We start from the raw sequence: 18,404 nt of genomic DNA, 5'->3' as shown, positions 1-18,404 counted from the left end.
TTTGGTTGTGGATTCTGGTTTTAAGTCAAGACTTCAATGGCAGCTTTGTCAAATGCCCTAATAGTATTATCGGCTGCTTTGCCGCTGAGCATACACATAGCGGTAGAAAGCCCATCGGCAATGACGGCACGAGGGGCCGAGACCGAAACCAGTGTGTTTCGGGGCAACCGGCCTTTGGGATCAAAAATGTGACCCTGTGTGCCCGCGCGGTCCAGTACAGTCCCGAGAGGGGCCGACGTGGCCAGGGCCCTATCGCGAAGTTGGATCCTGTGCACGATCTTTCCATCAGGCGTGGCGATACCAGCGCGCCAGAACTTGCCATCCGGTTTCTGGCCCAGGCCCGCTATTTCACCCATATCCACCAGGATATTGTCAAAGCCCTGCGCCTTCAGCAACGCAGCAATGCGGTCGGTTACATATCCTTGGGCAATGCCGTTAAGCGTCAGCGCCATGCCGGGGCGTAGGAAGTCTGCGATTTCCGCGTCGAAACGCAGGTTTTGCCAACCGACAAGCGCACGGGCTGCAGCAATATCGCCGCCCGTGGCCAGCGCCTGCCAGAGCGGCTGCACGGTTGGGTCGAAAACGCCGCCGCTGGCGCGGTGGATAGCGTCACTGATACTAAGCACTTCCAACAATTCGGCAGGCGGAGCAGGCAGCTTACCCTCGCGATTGAGACGGGCTAGCGCGCTATCAGGACGGTACAGGCTGAAGATACGCTCAAGCCGCTCAAGTTCGGATTCCATCGCGGCAAAAATCGGGCGGGCCTTGATCCCGGTTACGCCGGCAAGGGTTATCGTGGCCCCTGCGCCAAGGGCCCAGCCGCGCCAGTGGGCCAGGGGGGCGGCCTTTGCAGCGCCCGGAAGCGCCAACGCAGCAGCAGCGATGGTCAGGAAACGGCGGCGGGTTTGTCTGAGCCGGGTCATGATTGTGTCTCCTTGTCCAAGTCGATTTCAACGGGAGAAAGTACAATTTCGGCTGGAATTGTGTCTAATGTCATTACCTCACCCCCCTTGCGGACGGCAAAGTCGCTGGCGACCTGCGCATCGGCGAACGGCACGATTTCAGGTGCGCCCATACCGCCGCGCACATCGGAGCCGACAACGAAATGTGCGGCTGGCGCGGGAACCCAATTGTCAGGCCCCAGATTTTCCCAGCTACCGGGCACACCCATGTCGCTGACATAAAACGCCAGTATATCGGCATCGCGTTCAGAGCCTTTGACATAGGCCAGGGCATCGCGCACCTGCGTGAAGAAGATGGGTTCTGGCAGGCCAGCCAGATGGATCTGCGCCTTGGGGCCGGGGTGGGCATCGACCTGCATCATGCAGAAATGGCCCAGCGCGTCGGCGGTAAGCGTAACCGGATCAGGCGCTTTGGCCTCGTCGATCTGGCAGGCGGCCAGAAGGAAGGCGGTGGTTAGAAAAAGACGATTCATGGCTCGACCCTCGCAAATGCCAGTCGCGCCATCAGCAACGCCAAGACCGGCCAGAGGAGAAGGGATAAGGGGGCGGCCCAGATGGGCAGGCCTGCGCCTGCGCCCGCCATACCCGAGACAAGCGCAACCTGTTCGGATCCGGCCACATTCCACAGGCGGAAAGCGTCAGCGGGGTTGGCGGCCAGAAGCCATGGGAAAACGGATTTGGTAAAGCTGCCGCCATTGTCAAAGACGACCGCCCCCAGCAGGCCCAGATCATAAAGGACGACGAAGACCAGCCACAGACCTACGGCCAGCCCCGCCGCCCCCGCAGCCGAGCCAGAGAGGGCCGAGGCCGCATAGCCGAGCGCCAGGAAACAGGCACCCAGTAGAATGGCCGTGGCGATGAGACGCGTAAGGGCAAAAAGACTGTCGGCACTTGCGCCCCCGGAAAGCGCCGAGGCCAGACCTGCCGCACCCAGCCCCACGGTGATGGCGATGGCAAGGGCGGTGAGATGTGCCAGAAACTTGCCCAACAGCATTTCGCCCCGCGACAGCGGATAGGTCAGCACAAGTCCCAAAGTACCACGCTCGACCTCGCCCGCGATCGCATCAAAGGCGATCATCAAGGCCAGAAACGGGGCAAGATAGACAGCCAGCGTTGTCATTGAAGCGACAGATACGGTCAACAGATCGACACCAAGCACACCCGTCGGGGCGGACCCGGCAAAGGTAAGCGCCAGCGCAAATAGCACCATCATCAGGGTCGCGGTAAAAACCCATCGGTTGCGCCTGACGGTACGGAATTCAGCCGCTGCAATGGCCAGGATGCGCGTGATCATTACATGCCCTCCCCACAATAATGGCGATAGAGGTCTTCCAGGCTGGGTGGGGCCATCTCGACGTCTCGAACGACCTCTCCCAGACCCGAAATACGGCTGAGCTGGGCCATTTTCTGATCGGTGGTGCACTGCAGGTCCACCGAACACCCATTCACACGGGTGCCGCCTAGTTGGGCCTGTACGTGGTCAGCGGCGCCTTCGCGCGCGGTCAGGCGGATGCGGGTAGGCAGAGCAGCTCTGGCACTGAGGCGGGCCAGAGTGTCATCCGCCACCAGTTCACCGCGGCGCATGATGGCGATCCGGTCGGTGCGGGCCTCAAGTTCGGTCAGCGCGTGGCTGGCGATCAGGACGGCGGTGCCGTTTGCCGCCATTTCATCAATGATGGCATAAAGGTCATGACGCGACATCGGGTCAAGCCCGCTGGTGGGTTCGTCCAGCAGCGCTACGTGGCGGTGCCCCAACAGCGCCTGCGCCAGCCCGAGGCGTTGTCGCATTCCCTTTGACCATGTACCGATACGCTGTTGGGCGGCAGGCCCAAGACCAACGCGATCCAACAAGGGCATCACGGTTTTGGGGTGTTCCCCTGCAAGGCGCGCGAACAGGGTGAGTTGTTCGCGCCCGGTAAGGGATTTGTGAAAGGCCACCTGCTCGGGCAAATAGGCGGTGGCGGTGCGCGCAGCGGTGCTGCCGGGGGCGTGCCCCGCGACGCTTATCCGACCGCTGCTGGGATGGGTAAGGCCCAAAATAAGCTTGATCAGGGTCGATTTCCCGGCACCGTTGTGACCCAGAAGGGCAACGCGTTCACCGGGGGCAACTGTGATGCCGATACCTTTGAGCACCTCCATCTTGCCATACCGCTTGCCCAGGTTCTCAACGATCAGGGCGTGGGTCGGATTATCCATCATATCGGGCCTCCCATTCAGGAACCGGGATATCAACTGGCCGCATCAGGGGGTGCATATCGACAACGCCGCCGGGCAGAAGCGCGGGAAAGGTGGATTGCGCCCATTTCACCAGCTGAACGGCGGGCGCACCCATCAGAAGTTTGGCGGCGGGTTGGGTCCAGATGATATGATCCATGCTGTCATTGGGACGGTACGGTGTGTCGGCCACGCCGTTGCCATCCAGATCGTAGGCTGCGAAATCGGACCAGTAGTTACCGCTTCCGTCCTGCGACCAGTCAACCCATGAGGTACCGACATATTTGACCTGCGTACGGTTACCGACAAACGAGTTGTCGGTGATCTGGTTGCGCTCGGACCCGGCGGTAAAATGGATCCCGGTCATGCAGCGTTCAAACCGGTTGCTGGTGATGGCGTTCTTGTGGGCGTTATAGATGAACAGGCAGCGATCCTTGCCGCCCCTTACCAGATTGCCCCTTATTGTCGAACTGTTGGTGTAGTTCAGCATGATGCCGTGCTGATCGTCATCAATAGACACGTTGTTTTCGATCTTCACGCCTTTGGAATACATCAGCGCATAACCAAGATGGTTGCCGATCGACAGGTTTCCGGTGACCTCGGATTTGTTGGCATACATGTAATGTATGGCGAAACGCAGATCGCGAAAGCGGTTGCCCCGGAAAGCGTTGGAATGCGAGGTGTTGACGAATACGCCGTCGCGGCCCCAGCGGATGTCGTTGCCAATCACATCCGAACCCGGCGCGTTCCAGACATAGACGCCATTGCCGCGCTCGTTCATGCGGTGATCCTGCCGGCCTTCGATCACGTTGCCCGCGACCAAAGCATTGTGGGCGCCGTGGATGTCGACACCGTAAAGATTGCCAATCAGGTGGTTGTCAATGACACGGGCGCCTTCGGCCCCTTTCAACAGGCGAATACCGCTGTCGATGTTTTCATGATCGCTGCCTGATCCAAGGATAGTGCAGCCGGTGATTTCTACATCAGGGGCAGTTACAATTAGTGCCGAACCCTGCCCCATTCCGTCAATTACTGCCCCCTCGGCGCAATCAATTGTCAGGGGCCTGGTGATCTCGATACTGCCCTGATGGCGGCCAGGACCAAGGCGGAGGGTGTCCCCCGCCCTGGCGCTTTCAATCGCATGTTCCAGCGCCCCGGCCCCGGCGGGCACATCGCTGATGCCGGCCCGGGCAGCCCCGGGCAGGATCAGGCAGAGTGCCAGCAGGATATGGCCAAGGCGTTGCATGGCTCAGGCGCTGCGCGGTTCAACAAACATCCGGCCGCGCATTTCCATGTGCAGGGCGTGGCAGAACCATTGGCAATAGAACCAGTGCACACCCGGACGATCCGCAGTAAAGGTGACCGACGCAGTGGCCTGTGGTCCCACCTCCATCGCGATGCCATGGTTCGAGATCGTCAGCCCGTGGGTCACGTCATCCACGTCATCCAGGTTGGTGACATAGATCGTCACCTCGTCCCCCTGTTTGACGGTGAACTTCTCCATGCTGAATGTCGGTGCCTGCGACCACATGTAGACCCGCACCTTGTTACCATCACGGATGGGTTCATCGGCGCCTTCTTCAAGATCGACGCCATCGGCAGCGGCCTGTTGACGTGCCTCTTCCCACATCGGGTCATCGCGGTTCCAGACAGAAACCGGATTTACCTTTGACCGATGCACGATAATGCAGTCATGCGGCTCGGCAAAAGTGGGGCCATCATGCACGACTTTCATGTCGTCAGTGGTAATGTCGATCAATTGCTCGTTCTCGGGCTTCAGGGGGCCCACATTGATGAACCGGTCTTTGGAGAACTTGTTCATCGAGACCAGCCATTTGCCGTCCGCCTCGGCGGTTTCACCCATCGAGGTGTGATTGTGGCCCGGCTGATACTGCACATCGACCTTGGAAATGATCGGATCTACATCTTCACCGGCATAGGCGCGCAGGGCCTTGTCGATGTTCCATTTCACAACCTGACTGTCGAGGAACAGCGTGGTGTATCCATTGCCCTTGCCATCGAACGCTGTGTGAAGCGGGCCAAGGCCCAGTTCAGGTTCGGCGACGATGCAAGACCGCGGATCAGCATTGTCAGCAAACAGCGCATCCACCTTGGTGACGTCGATAACTGACACGGTGGGCGATAGCTTACCGTTGATGACAACGTGCTTTTTGTCGGGTGCGGTGTTCACACCATGTGGGCTGTTGGGGATCGGTATGTAACGGGTATAGTTCTTGTTCTGGCCTTTGCGGCCATCCAGCACCTTAACGCCGTTCAGTTCCTGATAGTCCCCTGCAGCGACGCCAGCCTCGATCTCGGCAATGTTGAAAACCACCACGTGATCAAGCTCATTTGCGGTCATTTCGGCAAGGTTAGTGCCCATTTCCGAGTTGTAGCTGGTCGAGAAAGCGTATTTGCCCTGATAGTCGGCATCGCAGTTGTCCAGGTTGCCGCTGACGATCACCTGCCAGGAGATTTCCATCGTATCGCCGTCGATCGCGGTGAAGATGTTTACGTATTCTTCGGGTTTGTCGAGGATGTCGCCATTGTTGATTAGCGGGATCTCGTGTTCGCCATTTGCAAAGACATAACCGGTGCGCGGGAATTTCTGCGGGCGCAGACCGTGAATGTCACCGGCATTTGGGATTTCGATGACCTTGTCACATTTCATCACGTCGCAACGAACGCGGGCCACACGGGTGTTGGCCTTGTCGTTCATGAACAGATAACGACCGTCATAGGTGCCATCGGTAAAGGACATGTGCGGGTGGTGCAGGTCGCCGTTGTCATAGGTTTTCAGCCCTCGTGCCGCTAGGAATTCCTTGGTTTCCGGCATCAGGTTTTCGGTGAGAATCTTGAGGCTTTCGTTGGTCTGGCCCCAGCCGGTGGCTGAGCAGCGGTTGAAGACCGGCACGCGCATCAGCTCGCGCATGGATGGAAAGCCCATGATCCGCATCTCGCCAGTCTGACCCGAGGACCAGAAGCCATAGTATTCATCCAGATCGCCTGGCACCGGGGCGAAATCACCACTCGCGGCCTGCGCTGGTTGGGTGCCACCGAAAAGACCGGTCGCTGCCCCGGTTGTGGCCGCGATGGCACCGGTGGCTGTGGCCCCCAGCATCGCGCGCCGCGATACATTTACCTTGTCATTCTGGTCAGACATTTTGGGTCTCCTTTCATGTCTTGTGATCGGCCAGCACGCGGTTCATAGCGTCTTTGCTGGCCTCGGCAGCCGCGTGGTCACGCGCCCGCCGTTTCAGTTGCCGGATGATCACCGGGCATTTGGCGTCGGATTGATACAGAACCTGACAGTGCAGGCAGTTGACGCATTCGTTGGGGTTGATCTCGCCCGTGGGGTGGATGGCCTGCACCGGGCATTCGTTGGCGCAGGTCTGGCAGGGGTTACCGCAGTCGCGGTAGCGTTTGAGCCAGTCGAACATCCGCATACGCGCGGGAATGGCCAGGGCCGCACCCAGCGGACAAAGGTAGCGGCAGTAGAATCTTTCGACGAAAAGGCCGATCAGCAGCAGGGTCAGCGCGAAGACAACAAAGGGCCAGTCGCGCACAAATTTGAGGATGATCGCGGTTTTGAACGGCTCAACCTCGGCCAGTTTCTCGGCCATGGGCATCGAAGCCAGCGAGATTCCGAAAAGGACCAGAAAGATCATGTATTTGACGGGCCAGAGGCGTTCATGCAGGCCCCAGGGCAATTCCCATTGGGGGATGCCGACGCGGCGCGCTATGCGGTTGGTCAGTTCCTGCAAGGCACCAAACGGGCAAAGCCATCCGCAATAAGCGCCCCGGCCCCAGAACAGCAGGGCCGCTGCGATGGCGAACCACTGAATAAACACCAGCGGATCCATCAGAAAGGCATCCCAGGTAAACCCGGTACGTAGTGAACCCGCCAAGGCCATCAGGTTGACGACGGACAACTGCGCATTCGCATACCAGCCGATGAAGACCAGCGAGAAGACCAGAAACGTGACCCGAAAGATCTTGTAGGCGCGGGCGTGTGCGGTGATCTGCATCTGGAAGAAGAATGCGCCGGTCAGCACAGTGAGCATCACTGCCAGAATGCCGATTTCGGCCTTGCGGTCACGCCAGATACGCTGCCACAGAGCGGTTTTTGCAGCGGACTCTTCATCGGGCGCATTCAGCTGTGGCCGAGGGGCCAGCGGGGCCAAATAGGTGTCAGGCAGACGGTAGGCCAGATCGAAAGTGAGAAAGGTTTTTTCGACGGCACCAACAGCGCGCTGGACCAGAAGTTGCAGGCGCCAGGGCTGTGTGGGGTCAAATTCGGAATCGGCGGGGATGCGAAAGATATCAAGTTCATGGAAACTGGGGGCGCCAGCGGCAGCGACCTCGCCCAGCCGACGATGATCGCGGTCAAAGAACCGGACCGAACGGTCACCCTGGATAAGCTGTATGCGATCAAAGATGCCGCCGCGGACATAGCCCGACCCCTTGAAGGAATATATACCGCGACCGGCGACCAGAATGGCATGTTCGCCCTCGTTCAACCAGTTCTGCAGATTGCCGTATTCGGCATCACCCAGCAGGCTGCGGCCTATGGTGGGCACGCTGACAAGGGCGGCTTTCATGTCGATGAACGTCGCCTCGGGCGCGCCTTTTTCAGGGCGTTTGGCGGCACGGACATCGCCGCTGTCGGCAAAAGCCTGATTAATTTGGCCCACATCCAGCGTAAGACCCCGAACCGATCCGTCGCTCGCCAGCGCCTGCCAGTCGCGCAACTCGCCTTCACCGGGGTTCAGGGTGCGCCTTGGGCCTGTCTGCAGCACCGGCGCCAGACCGCCCAGCCCTAGCGCGCGCGCAACCTTGATGCCGCCGCGCACAAGGCTGTCGTCGATTACCATTACCGTCACTGTGGCGCCCGAGATGATATCCAGTTCATGCGCGGTGCCGGATTGAGCGGCCTCAATTTTGAGGTCCAGGCCGGTGTAACCTTCGATGACGCGGCGCATCTTGGCCTCGGGAATGCCAATAAGAACGATAGGCTCCGAGTGTTTGACCAGCTTGGCGCCGGTCATCACCGCATCGGGCGATAGGGCAGCGATCACGTGGATGGGTTTACCGGAATAGCCGGTGGTGCCCGCAAAATCTGAGGTCAGAAAAGCCCAGGCTATGACCTTGCCGTTTTGCAGGACCGGCGCCACGGGAACATCATCGCGTATTGCGCCAAAGGCATCCGCGCCCGGCATCAGTTCCGACGGTTCGACCTTGTTCAGAAAGCGGGGCAGTTCGGGTTGCGTCTGTGTCAGACTGGCGCTGGCAGACAGGAATACAATCGCCAGAGCGATCAACATTCTTGAAATCATCCAGTGCCACGCCTTGTTCAAGTCAGACCCCCCTTCGGGCGGACCTTGACGTGAATCGGAAGAAAACTAATTGACCAAAGTCAATGCTAGTGAAGCGAGCGTCTAGGGCGCCCGGTGGTGGATGCGGGCGTCTTGTGCATCAGCCACCAGAGGTTTGTCAGGCGTCCTGCTCCAGATGTGACACAGGTGCGCAACGCCAGCGCATAATCCGCCAGCGCGGATTCGATTGCGCCCATTTAGCCAGTTCGGGCTGGGCCGCCATCACACAGGCCATGGCCGAGATGTCTGTGTAAAGCAGGCTGCGTTCCTGACAATCAGCAGGCGATGCGCTGAGGCACGTTATAAAAATCAGCTCTATCATTGAAACCTCGTGTCAATCCAGACTTTGGTATCAATCCCAAAGATAAAGCATTCCGCGTTAAAAACCCTTGTAGAAATTCGTTTTTAACGCTGGTTTCGGTGCAATTCCCTGAAAAAACGCGCAAATTGTGACCAGAATTCAACGATTGGCGGCAAAAATGGCACTTAGGATTGCTGAAAGGCTGGCATGAAACAGGGCACGGCATCGCTCAAAGCAAGGCTTGGGATCGGGGCCGGGCTGCTGGGCCTGGTGGCGCTGGCAGCGGCGGCGATGATCATGCTTGGCGCGGATCGGTTATCTGCACGGATCGACGCCACCCTCGCCGCTGAACGCCGGATTGACCGGTATGCCGTGCTGTCGACGCAGGTTTCCAGCTTTATCGTTGTGGCGGCCGAGGCAATACAATCGGGGCTGACCCCTGCCGACAGGGCGGCGCGGCTGGATCGTATCGCAGAACGAGTCCAAGACACGTTCGCGCGCATTCGCAGCGATCTTGAAACCGCCGTGGCCGAAGCACGCGCACTTGGATTTGACGAGCAATCCCGCCGGGCCACGCAAAGTATCGGTATCGCCCGGATGGAGGCGCTGTTGGCAAGCACTCGCGACGGATTGCTAAGCGATACCCGTGATCGCGAAAAGTTGCAGGGGTTTATCGACATATTCACAATCGGGTTTGACCCGCTGCTAAATGCTGTCATCACCGATGAAGTGCGCGCGCGCGACAGGATCATTGCCAGCGTCGGCGCTTTACCCGCTTTGGAAAATGGCCGAAAGTTCTTCCCTCTTGCACGATATCTGCGCATTCAACCCTTTTACCCACGCGGTCGAACTGATCCGATTTTCGCTTTACGGATCCTTTAACCCATTGGCGCTGCTTTGGGTTGTTCTGGCCTTTGCTGCCTTTTTTCTGCTGGCCATGATCGGATATGATCCGGCTCGCGGTCTGAGCAAACGAACTGGCCGATCCGCCTGATACCAAATAGTCACAACAGGCCGCGCGGCAGGGTTTCGGCCCATTCCTTTGTCAGAACTTCGGTTTTATCGGCACCTTCAGTTGCCCGCACCCTGCGCCACAAATAGAAGTTTTCAGCGTCACAGGTCATGGTGTTTTCCGTGTCAATCGCAACCTGCCAGCCTTGTCTTTCAAAGGTGAAGTTCCAATCGGTCTTGAACTCTGCCGTGGCCGGGTCGTCAGGATGGATCGAATAGTGCATGTGCACATGGCTACCAACGATCAGCCCGTGATAGGGATCACGGGCTTTGCCATAGTCGTCAAACGTGTCCAGAACCAAGGTGCCGTCGTCGCACAGGTACCTTTCGGATGTGCCCGAGGGCGGACGCAACTGATCAACCCGCAAAGTCGGAAACTCTTGCGCCGGGCCAGGATCGGCAGGTGAAATTTCATCGGTCACCTGTCGTTCCGGCAGGATCAAAGCGCAGCCATCAAGATGCAGGGTGATCTCTGTTGCCTCTCCTGCGGGCCAAACGATAGGCCAGTATGAATTCGACAGCGCCAGACGCAAAACATGGCCTTTGTCCAGGTGGTGGGCGCATTCATTCAGGGCAATCTCTGCCTCATACCGTTCACCGGGCACCAAGGGCGCGGGTCTTTCGTGGCTGGTGTGATGGGTCAGATTTAGCGCGCGGTAGGAAATGCGCTGCGATACCCCGCCCGGCGCGACATCACACAGCCGGGCCATGATCTGCGCCACCGGCTTGTTGACACTAAAGGCAATTTTCAACCGGGGGCGGCCCAGAATCTCCAACGGGCTTACCATCGGCGGGGTATCAAAACAGGTCGAGAGTATGTCGTCAGGCGCCTGATCCTCGGGCAATTCGTTGTCGATGCGCATGCCTGCGCAAAAATATCCACCCGCTTGTCCGACATGGGCCGGGGATGTCATTTTAACGCTCCCGGTGGTGGGCTGATCTGAAAAACCCTGCCCGACCGGATACAGAGTCTTTTGATATATATTGCGCGAGGGCCATTCAGCCTCGGCGATCCAGCGGCCTTTGCGGGGGGTGTTTTTCTTTTGAGGGTTGAAATGTTCCTGCATGAACGTGCGGTAATCCGGCAGGTCCTCCACCCCGTTCCGGTCACCCTTCAGCCAGCGGTCGAACCAGCGGATGACTTCCGCATGGAAATCGCCCGCCCCCAGCTTCGAGATATGCGGATAGCGGTGCTCCCACGGGCCGACAAGCGCCTTGGCCGGACCCTGAAGATTTGCAGCAAGCGCGGGCGGTGCGTTGACATAGGCATCGGCCCAGCCGGTAATGGCAAGCACAGGCACATTTACGCGGCTCCAATCCTCGCAGATTGACCCGTGTTTCCAGAACGAGTCGCGCGTCGGGTGCCTCAGCCAGTCTGCCGCCATAAAAGGCAGGTTTTCCATCCGGGCAATCCAATCACTGCGCCAATCCGGTCTCAATTCGGGATCAGCCGGGCGTGACAGGTATGCAAACATCTGGCTGGACCAGTTGAAATTGTCACTCAGCAGACAGCCGCCCATATAGTGGATGTCGTCGGCATATCGGTCCACGGTTGAGGCCACGCTAACCACCGCCTTGAGCGGCGGGGGGCGACGATAGGCCATTTGAAGACCGTTGAATCCGCCCCAGCTGATCCCGATCATGCCAATATTGCCGTCGCACCAATCCTGTGAGGCCACCCAGTTCAGAACACCCTCGCCGTCGCTGAGCTCTTGTTCGGAATATTCGTCGTCGAACACGCCTTCGCTGTCACCGGTTCCAGTAATATCGACCCTAACACAGGCATATCCTGCCTCGGCAAAAACACGGTGGGTGGTTTCATCGCGCGGCGCGGTACCATCGCGTTTGCGATAGGGCAGATACTCCAGAATCGCCGGGAAGGGACCGGTGCCATGTGGCAACCAGATGCGCGCAGCCAGGTTTCTTCCATCCGGAAGCGGAACCCAGGTATTTTCGACAACCTTGATCTTGTTCGACACGCCGATCCCCTTTCAGAGCTAACGCCACAGGCGACGTTATTTGTATCCATCGGCACTTTGCAACTTTTCGCTGGCCTTGGCCTCAGAAAGAAATCTGAATAAGGGTATGAAAATCACTCTGACATGGTGTCGGAGGCAACGCTTTTCCCGGGGCTCCATGACATATCCAGAAACGATCATATTCGACCTTGATGGCACTTTGATCCACAGTGCCCCGGATCTTCAGGCGGCTATGAATGTGGCCCTGTCGTCATTGGGTCGCGAACAGCTTGATCTTGCAACGGTGATCAGTTTCATCGGCAACGGGGTCGAGGTTCTGGTCGAGCGCAGCCTTCGCGCCACCGGCAAGATAAGCAGCGAAATTCACCGCAGTGCGCTGGCGGCCTTTCTGGAAAGCTATAGTCAGAATATGACGGCTCTGACACGCCCCTATCCCGGTGTAATAGCCTGCCTTGAAGCCCTGAAGTCAGCGGATGTGCGTCTTGGAATTTGTACCAACAAACCCACCGGCCCCGCAAAGGACATTTGCGATCAACTGGATCTTAGCCGGTTTTTTGACGTCATCGCCGGTGCCGAACCTGACCAGCCCAAAAAGCCGGATGCGACGCCGCTACTGGCATGCATAGGGGCAATGGGCGGAACTGTTCCGAACTCGCTATACGTCGGCGACAGCACCGTGGACTATCAGACAGCAAAAAATGCGGACGTGTCCTTTCGCCTGTATTCCCGTGGCTATCTGAATGCCGGGATTTCCGACCTGGCCGATGAGTACCGATTCGATTATTGGACCCATGAAAATTTCCTCAGATCTTGATGGCCAAAAATTTTCTTTGTGAATCTGCAGGTTCCACACTAGCCTCTCGGTCAGGGAGGATAACTATATGAAAAACCTGATCACACTTATGTCCGGTGCAGCGCTGGCTGTAGGCATGTCGCTTACCGGTCCCGCTGCTGCCCAAGACTGTCCACGCGGCGACCTGGACAAACGGTTCTGCGACGTCGATGGCGATTTGCTGGCTGATACGCCAACGGATCCTGCCGAACAGCTCGACCCGGATACTCTGATTTTTGCCTATACACCGGTCGAGGATCCCGCTGTTTACAAAACTGCCTGGGCCGATTTCCTCACGCACCTTGAAAAAGAAACCGGTAAGAAGGTCGTCTTTTTCCCGGTGCAGAATAACGCAGCCCAGATCGAAGCGATGCGATCGGGCCGTTTGCATATTGCAGGATTCAACACTGGTTCTAATCCGTTGGCAGTAAACTGTGCAGGCTTCAACCCGTTCACGATCATGGCCGGTGAAGATGGCAGCTTTGGCTACGAAATGGAAATCCTGACCTATCCCGGATCAGGCATCGAAAAAGTAGAAGATATCAAAGGCAAACAACTGGCCTTTACATCACCGACGTCCAACTCAGGCTTCAAAGCGCCCAGTGCGATCCTGAAAAGCGATTTCGATCTGCTGCCGGACCGTGATTTTGAACCGGTTTATTCGGGCAAGCACGACAACTCGATTCTGGGCGTGGCCAACAAAGATTACCCAGCAGCGTCGATCGCCAATTCGGTTTTGGCGCGCATGCTTGAACGGAACGTCGTGACCGAGGATCAACTGGTTTCGATCTATAAATCGCAGACCTTCCCAACGACCGGCTATGGCGTGGTTTATAACCTCAAGCCCGAGTTGAAAGAGAAGATCAGAAACGCTTTTTTCAACTTTGAATGGGAGGGCAGTAGCCTGAAGGAAGAGTTCGAGAAAAACGGCGAGGGCCAGTTCCTTGAGATGAACTACAAGGATTTCTGGGATGTGATCCGCAAGATCGACGCGGCGAACGGCGTAAGCTACGCCTGCGAATAAGTCTCGAGCGGGCGGGCTATGATGCCCGCCCTTTCCAACAATATCAAATTTCCCACCACTTGGGGCAGGAGGCTTTCGTGCTGCGGCTTGAAAAGCTTGTGAAGACTTACAAAACCGGTGATCAGGCGCTGAAGGCAGTTGATCTTGAGATACCAGAAGGTCAGGTTCTGGCCCTTATTGGGCCGTCCGGCGCGGGGAAATCCACGCTTATCCGCTGCATAAACCGTTTGGTGGAACCCACCTCGGGCAATGTTTATCTGGCGGGTACAGAACTGACCGGGCTGTCATCCGGTGCATTGCGCAAAGAGCGCCGCCGCATGGGCATGATCTTTCAGGAATATGCGCTGGTTGAGCGCCTGACAGTGATGGAAAATGTATTGTCCGGCCGTCTGGGATATGTGGGTTTCTGGCGCAGCTTCACCCGGCGCTATCCGCAATCGGACGTGGACGAGGCGTTTCGTCTGCTGGACCGGGTGGGTCTGCTGGCCATGGCTGACAAGCGCGCCGATGAATTGTCCGGCGGGCAACGTCAGCGCGTAGGAATCTGCCGCGCGCTGATCCAAAATCCGGCGCTTTTGCTGGTGGACGAACCCACTGCATCGCTTGATCCCAAAACTTCGCGGCAGATCATGCGGCTGGTCTGCGAGCTTTGTCAGGAACGCGGCCTTGCCGCCATTATCAACATCCACGATGTGGCTTTGGCGCAAATGTTTGTGCAGCGCGTGATCGGCCTGCGCTTTGGCGCCGTCGAATTCGATGGCCCGCCCGAAGCGCTGACACCGGATGTACTAACCACCATCTATGGCGAAGAGGATTGGGAAGCCACGATCGCCAAGGTCGAAGACGAAGAAGAAATCGAGGTCGCCGAATGAGCAGCGAACTTCAGGCCCTGATCGGAAAAAACTGGAAAAAGCCACCGTTCATCCAGCGCCCCTGGCTGCGCTGGGCCTTTATTCTGGGGTTTGTGGTCTATCTGATTGCTGCGTTTCTGACAATCGACGTCAACTGGTCCCGCGTCTACGAAGGGCTGGAACGCGGCAAACAGTTTGTTCTGGCCTTTACCAGCCCCGATTTCACCTCGCGGTCAGGTGATATATGGGAGGGTATGCTGGAAAGTATCATTATGACAGTTGCCGCCTCGGTTGTGGGAATCGGTATTTCGATCCCGATCGCCCTTGGTGCTGCGCGCAACGTGGCGCCGCTGCCCGTATACCTGATCTGCCGGGGCATCATCGCCGTCAGCCGCGCACTGCAGGAAATTATCGTCGCAATCCTGCTGGTTGCCATTTTCGGCTTTGGCCCGCTGGCAGGGTTCCTGACACTCAGCTTTGCGACCATCGGTTTCCTGTCCAAACTGCTGGCCGAGGATATTGAAAGCATGGACAAAGTGCAGGCCGAGGCAATCCGGGCCTCCGGCGCCAGGTGGACGCAATGGATAAATTACGGCGTCCAGCCCCAGGTGATGCCGCGCCTGATCGGCCTCAGCATGTACCGGATTGACATAAATTTCCGCGAAAGCGCTATTCTGGGGCTGGTTGGCGCGGGCGGCATCGGGGCCACTCTCAATACAGCATTTGACCGGTATGAATATGACACGGCGGCGGCAATCCTGATCATGATCATCGTGATCGTCATGGCACTGGAATACCTGTCGGGCGTCATCCGGGCGAGGGTTCAGTAATGCCCGTCAGCGAGCGGAATGGCACCAAAGTCTGGCAACGCCGGACGGGCCGAGAAAGCCTTTTCCACTGGGTTCTGTGGTTGATCGGCGTCGCTGTATTTGCCTATTGCTGGCAGCAGATTTCCAACGCGACCACGTGGTTTTTCGTCTGGGATGCCCCCCGCATTGCCGGCGATATCTGGACCCGCGCGACACCGCCAAAGTGGGAATATATCACCCAACTGGGTAAACCAATCTGGGACACTCTGAACATCGCAACGCTTGGCACCATCATCTCGCTGGTACTTGCCGTTCCAGTGGCGTTTCTGGCCGCGCGCAATACCACGCCGTCACGCTTTATCATCAGGCCACTGGCGCTTTTGATCATCGTTTCAACCCGCTCGATCAACTCTCTGATCTGGGCACTTCTGCTGATCGCCATAATCGGCCCCGGCGTTTTTGCAGGGGTCGTTGCCATCGCGATCCGGTCGGTCGGTTTCTGCGCCAAGCTGCTTTATGAGGCGATCGAGGAAATAGACGAAACCCAGGTCGAGGCGATCACCGCCACCGGGGCTTCGCGCTGGCAAGTCATGGCGTATGGCATCGTGCCGCAGATCATGCCTGCCTTTGCGGGCATCGCGGTATTCCGCTGGGACATCAACATTCGGGAATCAACAGTGCTGGGCCTGGTTGGCGCTGGCGGTATCGGTCTGCAGCTATCCGCGTCGCTGAATGTGCTGGCATGGCCGCAGGTGGCCCTGATCCTGCTGGTCATTCTGGCCGCTGTCGTCATATCCGAATGGGTTTCCGCCAAGGTCCGCGGCGCAATCATCTGACCCCGCTCAGGCGATGCAAAACACTACAGGCTTTTGTACGGTTCAGTCTTGCATTTTTATGGTGCCGCTGAAGGGCATTGAAATACTATATCTTGGTGTTTCACGGTATATCGAAAAATGGAGTATACTTATAAAAACAAGAGTATTCTTGTATTAAGGTGTTCCAAGGTGCACCAGTCTATACTACATGTTGAGGGTGGTTAAAAAGGTGGTCAGGAAATGGTACGTTCCCTCAACAAGTTGTCAGCCTCTGCGGTCAAATCAGCCATTCCCGGCAAGTATTCGGACGGTGGCGGGCTTTGGTTTTACAAGCGCCAGGACGGCGGGGCGCAATGGTTCCTGCGGGTTCATGTCCACGGGCGGCGGCGTGAGATGGGTTTGGGGTCATATCCTGCGGTTTCTCTGAAAGAAGCGCGGGAACAGGCGGACAAGTATCGGGCGATGACGCGTCAGGGCTTGGACCCGATCAAGCAGCGCGAGCGGGAACAGCGCGAAGCGGTTCGCAATCTGCATATCCTGAAAGACGTGGCGCTTGATGCCTTCGAGAGCCGCAAGGCCGAATTGAAGGGCGACGGGCTGGCGGGTCGCTGGTTTTCCCCGCTTGAACTGCATGTCCTGCCCAAGCTGGGCAAGGTGCCGGTGTCAGAGATTGACCAGACCGACATCCGCGACACGCTGGCCCCGATCTGGCACACCAAGGCCGATACCGCCCGCAAGGCCATGAACCGTCTTAGCATCTGTATGCGTCACGCGGCGGCGCTGGGGCTGGACGTCGACTTACAGGCAACCGAAAAGGCCAAGGCGCTTTTGGGCAAACAGCGTCACAAGGCCCAGAACATACCGGCGCTGCACTGGAAGGACGTGCCGGACTTTTATCAAAGCCTGACAGATGGTTCCGTAACCCACCTTGCGCTCCGGCTTCTTATCCTCACGGCGTTAAGGTCCAAGCCTATCCGGTTTCTTCGGCTGGACCAGATTGAAGGCGATGTTTGGACAGTCCCCGGCGAGAACATGAAGAGCCGCAAAGACGCCGCGCAAGATTTCAGGGTTCCTCTTTCAACGGAAGCCTTGCGCGTTATTGATGAGGCGTCCGCATTTGCGCGGGATGGGTTCCTGTTTCCGAGCGTCCGCAAGGGCGTGATTTCCGATGCCACCATGTCCAGAATGATGGAGCGGCGCGGCATGGTTGAAAGGCCGCATGGTTTCAGGTCGTCGTTCCGGGACTGGGTCGCAGAAAACACCAATGCGACTTACGAGGTTGCAGAAACCTGCATGGGGCATATGGTTGGAGGTGCAGTTGAACGGGCCTATCGGCGGACAGATTTTCTGGAGCAGAGAAGAATGTTGATGGAACGTTGGTCACAAGTGCTGCTTGGTTCATCTGGTGCTTCGGTAAGGGTTTTGAACGCATGAGAGAAATACATCTTTCAGACCGCGAACACCATTTGCGGGACAATGCTTTTCTGGAATTAGATATGTATGGCATCTATCCAGAGGATGAGGCCAGCCGCCAACAAGCACATTTCCTTACTGGCCACGAAGCCCAGAGATGGAAGGCGTTGGGCGAAAGCAACTATTCGTCAAGCGGATTGGTAAAAACTGTTTTGGCGGATATAAGAAAATCACAGGGCAGACGCTTCACCTGTGGACTAGTGGCATTGTCAATGTGTGCTCTAGATAACGCTGGAAAATCGATGAGCCTTGAGAAAGCGGCTCATGTTGTAACCGAGTTTAACAATGCAAACGATAAGGTGCTCTTTCATTTCTGGAGGGGTGGAGAATGGTCTGAGCAAGATATCAGACTGATTGGCGATAACGCGGCCATAAAGCAGGCATTCCGGGAATACAGGTCTGTTGCTCATATCCATGCTGCAGGGATTGTGGCCTCAGAATACTTGAATTTAATGCAACCATTTGACCGTTCTATGGAGGCTGACGCGTGCTTTTTCGCGACAGTCCTTTATTTTCAGCATCGGTTAAGAAAGGCCAAAAATTTCAAAGACTGGAATCTTTGGGAGTTAAGGATGTCGCCACCATATCCACCCGAAGACTATCCCCCGCTGGAAGTTACGCCTCAGCAAACAGAGTATCTATTAGGGCCGTGGCTGAAAAACCGCTCTGATTGAATAGGGGGGGTCTTTCAAAGACCCCGGGGGTACTTCAACTACCCTGATTTCCTTACGCCATGCAGTGAGGCATATCGGTTCCAT

Annotated in this window: 16 protein-coding genes and 1 pseudogene; 8 read left to right on the top strand and 9 right to left on the bottom strand. The window is 57.3% G+C overall.

Annotation, left to right across the window (positions count from 1 at the left end; genetic code table 11):
- Window positions 1–20: 20 nt before the first annotated feature.
- The 8 genes from PEL8287_RS11140 to PEL8287_RS11105 form a co-directional block, all read right to left on the bottom strand.
- Window positions 21–923, bottom strand: coding sequence for an FAD:protein FMN transferase (locus PEL8287_RS11140; RefSeq protein WP_085892473.1), 903 nt, complete (start codon window positions 921–923; stop codon window positions 21–23).
- The gene (locus tag PEL8287_RS11135) at window positions 920–1,435 is read right to left on the bottom strand and encodes a nitrous oxide reductase accessory protein NosL (protein ID WP_085892472.1); all 516 of its coding nucleotides are present in this window, start codon (window positions 1,433–1,435) and stop codon (window positions 920–922) included. Before PEL8287_RS11135 ends, PEL8287_RS11140 begins: the two co-directional genes overlap by 4 nt.
- Window positions 1,432–2,253 carry an ABC transporter permease gene (locus tag PEL8287_RS11130; protein WP_085892642.1) on the bottom strand — a complete coding sequence of 274 codons (822 nt, stop codon included), beginning with the start codon at window positions 2,251–2,253 and terminating at the stop codon, window positions 1,432–1,434. Before PEL8287_RS11130 ends, PEL8287_RS11135 begins: the two co-directional genes overlap by 4 nt.
- Window positions 2,254–2,255: 2 nt before the next feature.
- A complete protein-coding gene (locus PEL8287_RS11125) occupies window positions 2,256–3,158 on the bottom strand; it encodes an ABC transporter ATP-binding protein (RefSeq protein ID WP_085892641.1) in 903 nt (300 codons plus the stop codon).
- A complete protein-coding gene (locus PEL8287_RS11120; RefSeq protein ID WP_085892471.1) occupies window positions 3,151–4,422 on the bottom strand; it encodes a nitrous oxide reductase family maturation protein NosD in 1,272 nt (423 codons plus the stop codon). Before PEL8287_RS11120 ends, PEL8287_RS11125 begins: the two co-directional genes overlap by 8 nt.
- Before the next feature lie 3 nt (window positions 4,423–4,425).
- The gene (gene nosZ / locus PEL8287_RS11115) at window positions 4,426–6,339 is read right to left on the bottom strand and encodes a TAT-dependent nitrous-oxide reductase (RefSeq protein WP_085892470.1); all 1,914 of its coding nucleotides are present in this window, start codon (window positions 6,337–6,339) and stop codon (window positions 4,426–4,428) included.
- A 13-nt stretch (window positions 6,340–6,352) separates the two neighbouring features.
- Window positions 6,353–8,500, bottom strand: coding sequence for a NosR/NirI family protein (locus PEL8287_RS11110; protein ID WP_085892469.1), 2,148 nt, complete (start codon window positions 8,498–8,500; stop codon window positions 6,353–6,355).
- 169 nt (window positions 8,501–8,669) lie between these two features.
- A complete protein-coding gene (locus tag PEL8287_RS11105) occupies window positions 8,670–8,873 on the bottom strand; it encodes a hypothetical protein (protein ID WP_085892468.1) in 204 nt (67 codons plus the stop codon).
- Between the two features lie 736 nt (window positions 8,874–9,609).
- Here PEL8287_RS11105 and PEL8287_RS20325 point away from each other — a divergent pair.
- Window positions 9,610–9,846, top strand: a pseudogene (locus PEL8287_RS20325) (ABC transporter permease); the annotation flags it as partial.
- A 10-nt stretch (window positions 9,847–9,856) separates the two neighbouring features.
- Here PEL8287_RS20325 and PEL8287_RS11090 read toward each other — a convergent pair.
- Window positions 9,857–11,842, bottom strand: coding sequence for a CocE/NonD family hydrolase (locus PEL8287_RS11090; protein ID WP_085892466.1), 1,986 nt, complete (start codon window positions 11,840–11,842; stop codon window positions 9,857–9,859).
- A 157-nt stretch (window positions 11,843–11,999) separates the two neighbouring features.
- On the opposite strand from PEL8287_RS11090, the gene PEL8287_RS11085 reads away from it, so the two are divergent.
- The 7 genes from PEL8287_RS11085 (at window position 12,000) to PEL8287_RS19780 (ending at window position 18,320) form a co-directional block, all read left to right on the top strand.
- Window positions 12,000–12,656, top strand: coding sequence for an HAD-IA family hydrolase (locus PEL8287_RS11085; protein ID WP_085892465.1), 657 nt, complete (start codon window positions 12,000–12,002; stop codon window positions 12,654–12,656).
- 67 nt (window positions 12,657–12,723) lie between these two features.
- Window positions 12,724–13,698 carry a phosphate/phosphite/phosphonate ABC transporter substrate-binding protein gene (gene phnD / locus PEL8287_RS11080; RefSeq protein WP_085892464.1) on the top strand — a complete coding sequence of 325 codons (975 nt, stop codon included), beginning with the start codon at window positions 12,724–12,726 and terminating at the stop codon, window positions 13,696–13,698.
- A gap of 77 nt (window positions 13,699–13,775) precedes the next feature.
- Window positions 13,776–14,570 carry a phosphonate ABC transporter ATP-binding protein gene (gene phnC / locus PEL8287_RS11075; RefSeq protein ID WP_085892640.1) on the top strand — a complete coding sequence of 265 codons (795 nt, stop codon included), beginning with the start codon at window positions 13,776–13,778 and terminating at the stop codon, window positions 14,568–14,570.
- Window positions 14,567–15,379, top strand: coding sequence for a phosphonate ABC transporter, permease protein PhnE (gene phnE / locus PEL8287_RS11070; protein WP_085892463.1), 813 nt, complete (start codon window positions 14,567–14,569; stop codon window positions 15,377–15,379). The genes phnC and phnE (PEL8287_RS11070) overlap by 4 nt, the downstream gene beginning before the upstream one ends.
- A complete protein-coding gene (phnE, locus tag PEL8287_RS11065) occupies window positions 15,379–16,194 on the top strand; it encodes a phosphonate ABC transporter, permease protein PhnE (RefSeq protein ID WP_085892462.1) in 816 nt (271 codons plus the stop codon). The genes phnE (PEL8287_RS11070) and phnE (PEL8287_RS11065) overlap by 1 nt, the downstream gene beginning before the upstream one ends.
- 219 nt (window positions 16,195–16,413) lie before the next feature.
- Window positions 16,414–17,607, top strand: a complete 1,194-nt coding sequence (locus tag PEL8287_RS11060; RefSeq protein WP_085892461.1) for a tyrosine-type recombinase/integrase — start codon at window positions 16,414–16,416, stop codon at window positions 17,605–17,607.
- Window positions 17,604–18,320 (top strand): hypothetical protein, encoded by a 717-nt coding sequence (locus tag PEL8287_RS19780; protein WP_139837773.1) that lies wholly within the window; start codon window positions 17,604–17,606, stop codon window positions 18,318–18,320. Before PEL8287_RS11060 ends, PEL8287_RS19780 begins: the two co-directional genes overlap by 4 nt.
- Window positions 18,321–18,404 lie beyond the last annotated feature (84 nt).

The organism is Roseovarius litorisediminis (assembly GCF_900172295.1).
Classification (GTDB): Bacteria; Pseudomonadota; Alphaproteobacteria; order Rhodobacterales; family Rhodobacteraceae; genus Roseovarius; species Roseovarius litorisediminis.
The sequence above is the reverse complement of the archived record's forward strand: the minus strand, read 5'-3'. Positions and strand labels throughout refer to the sequence as shown.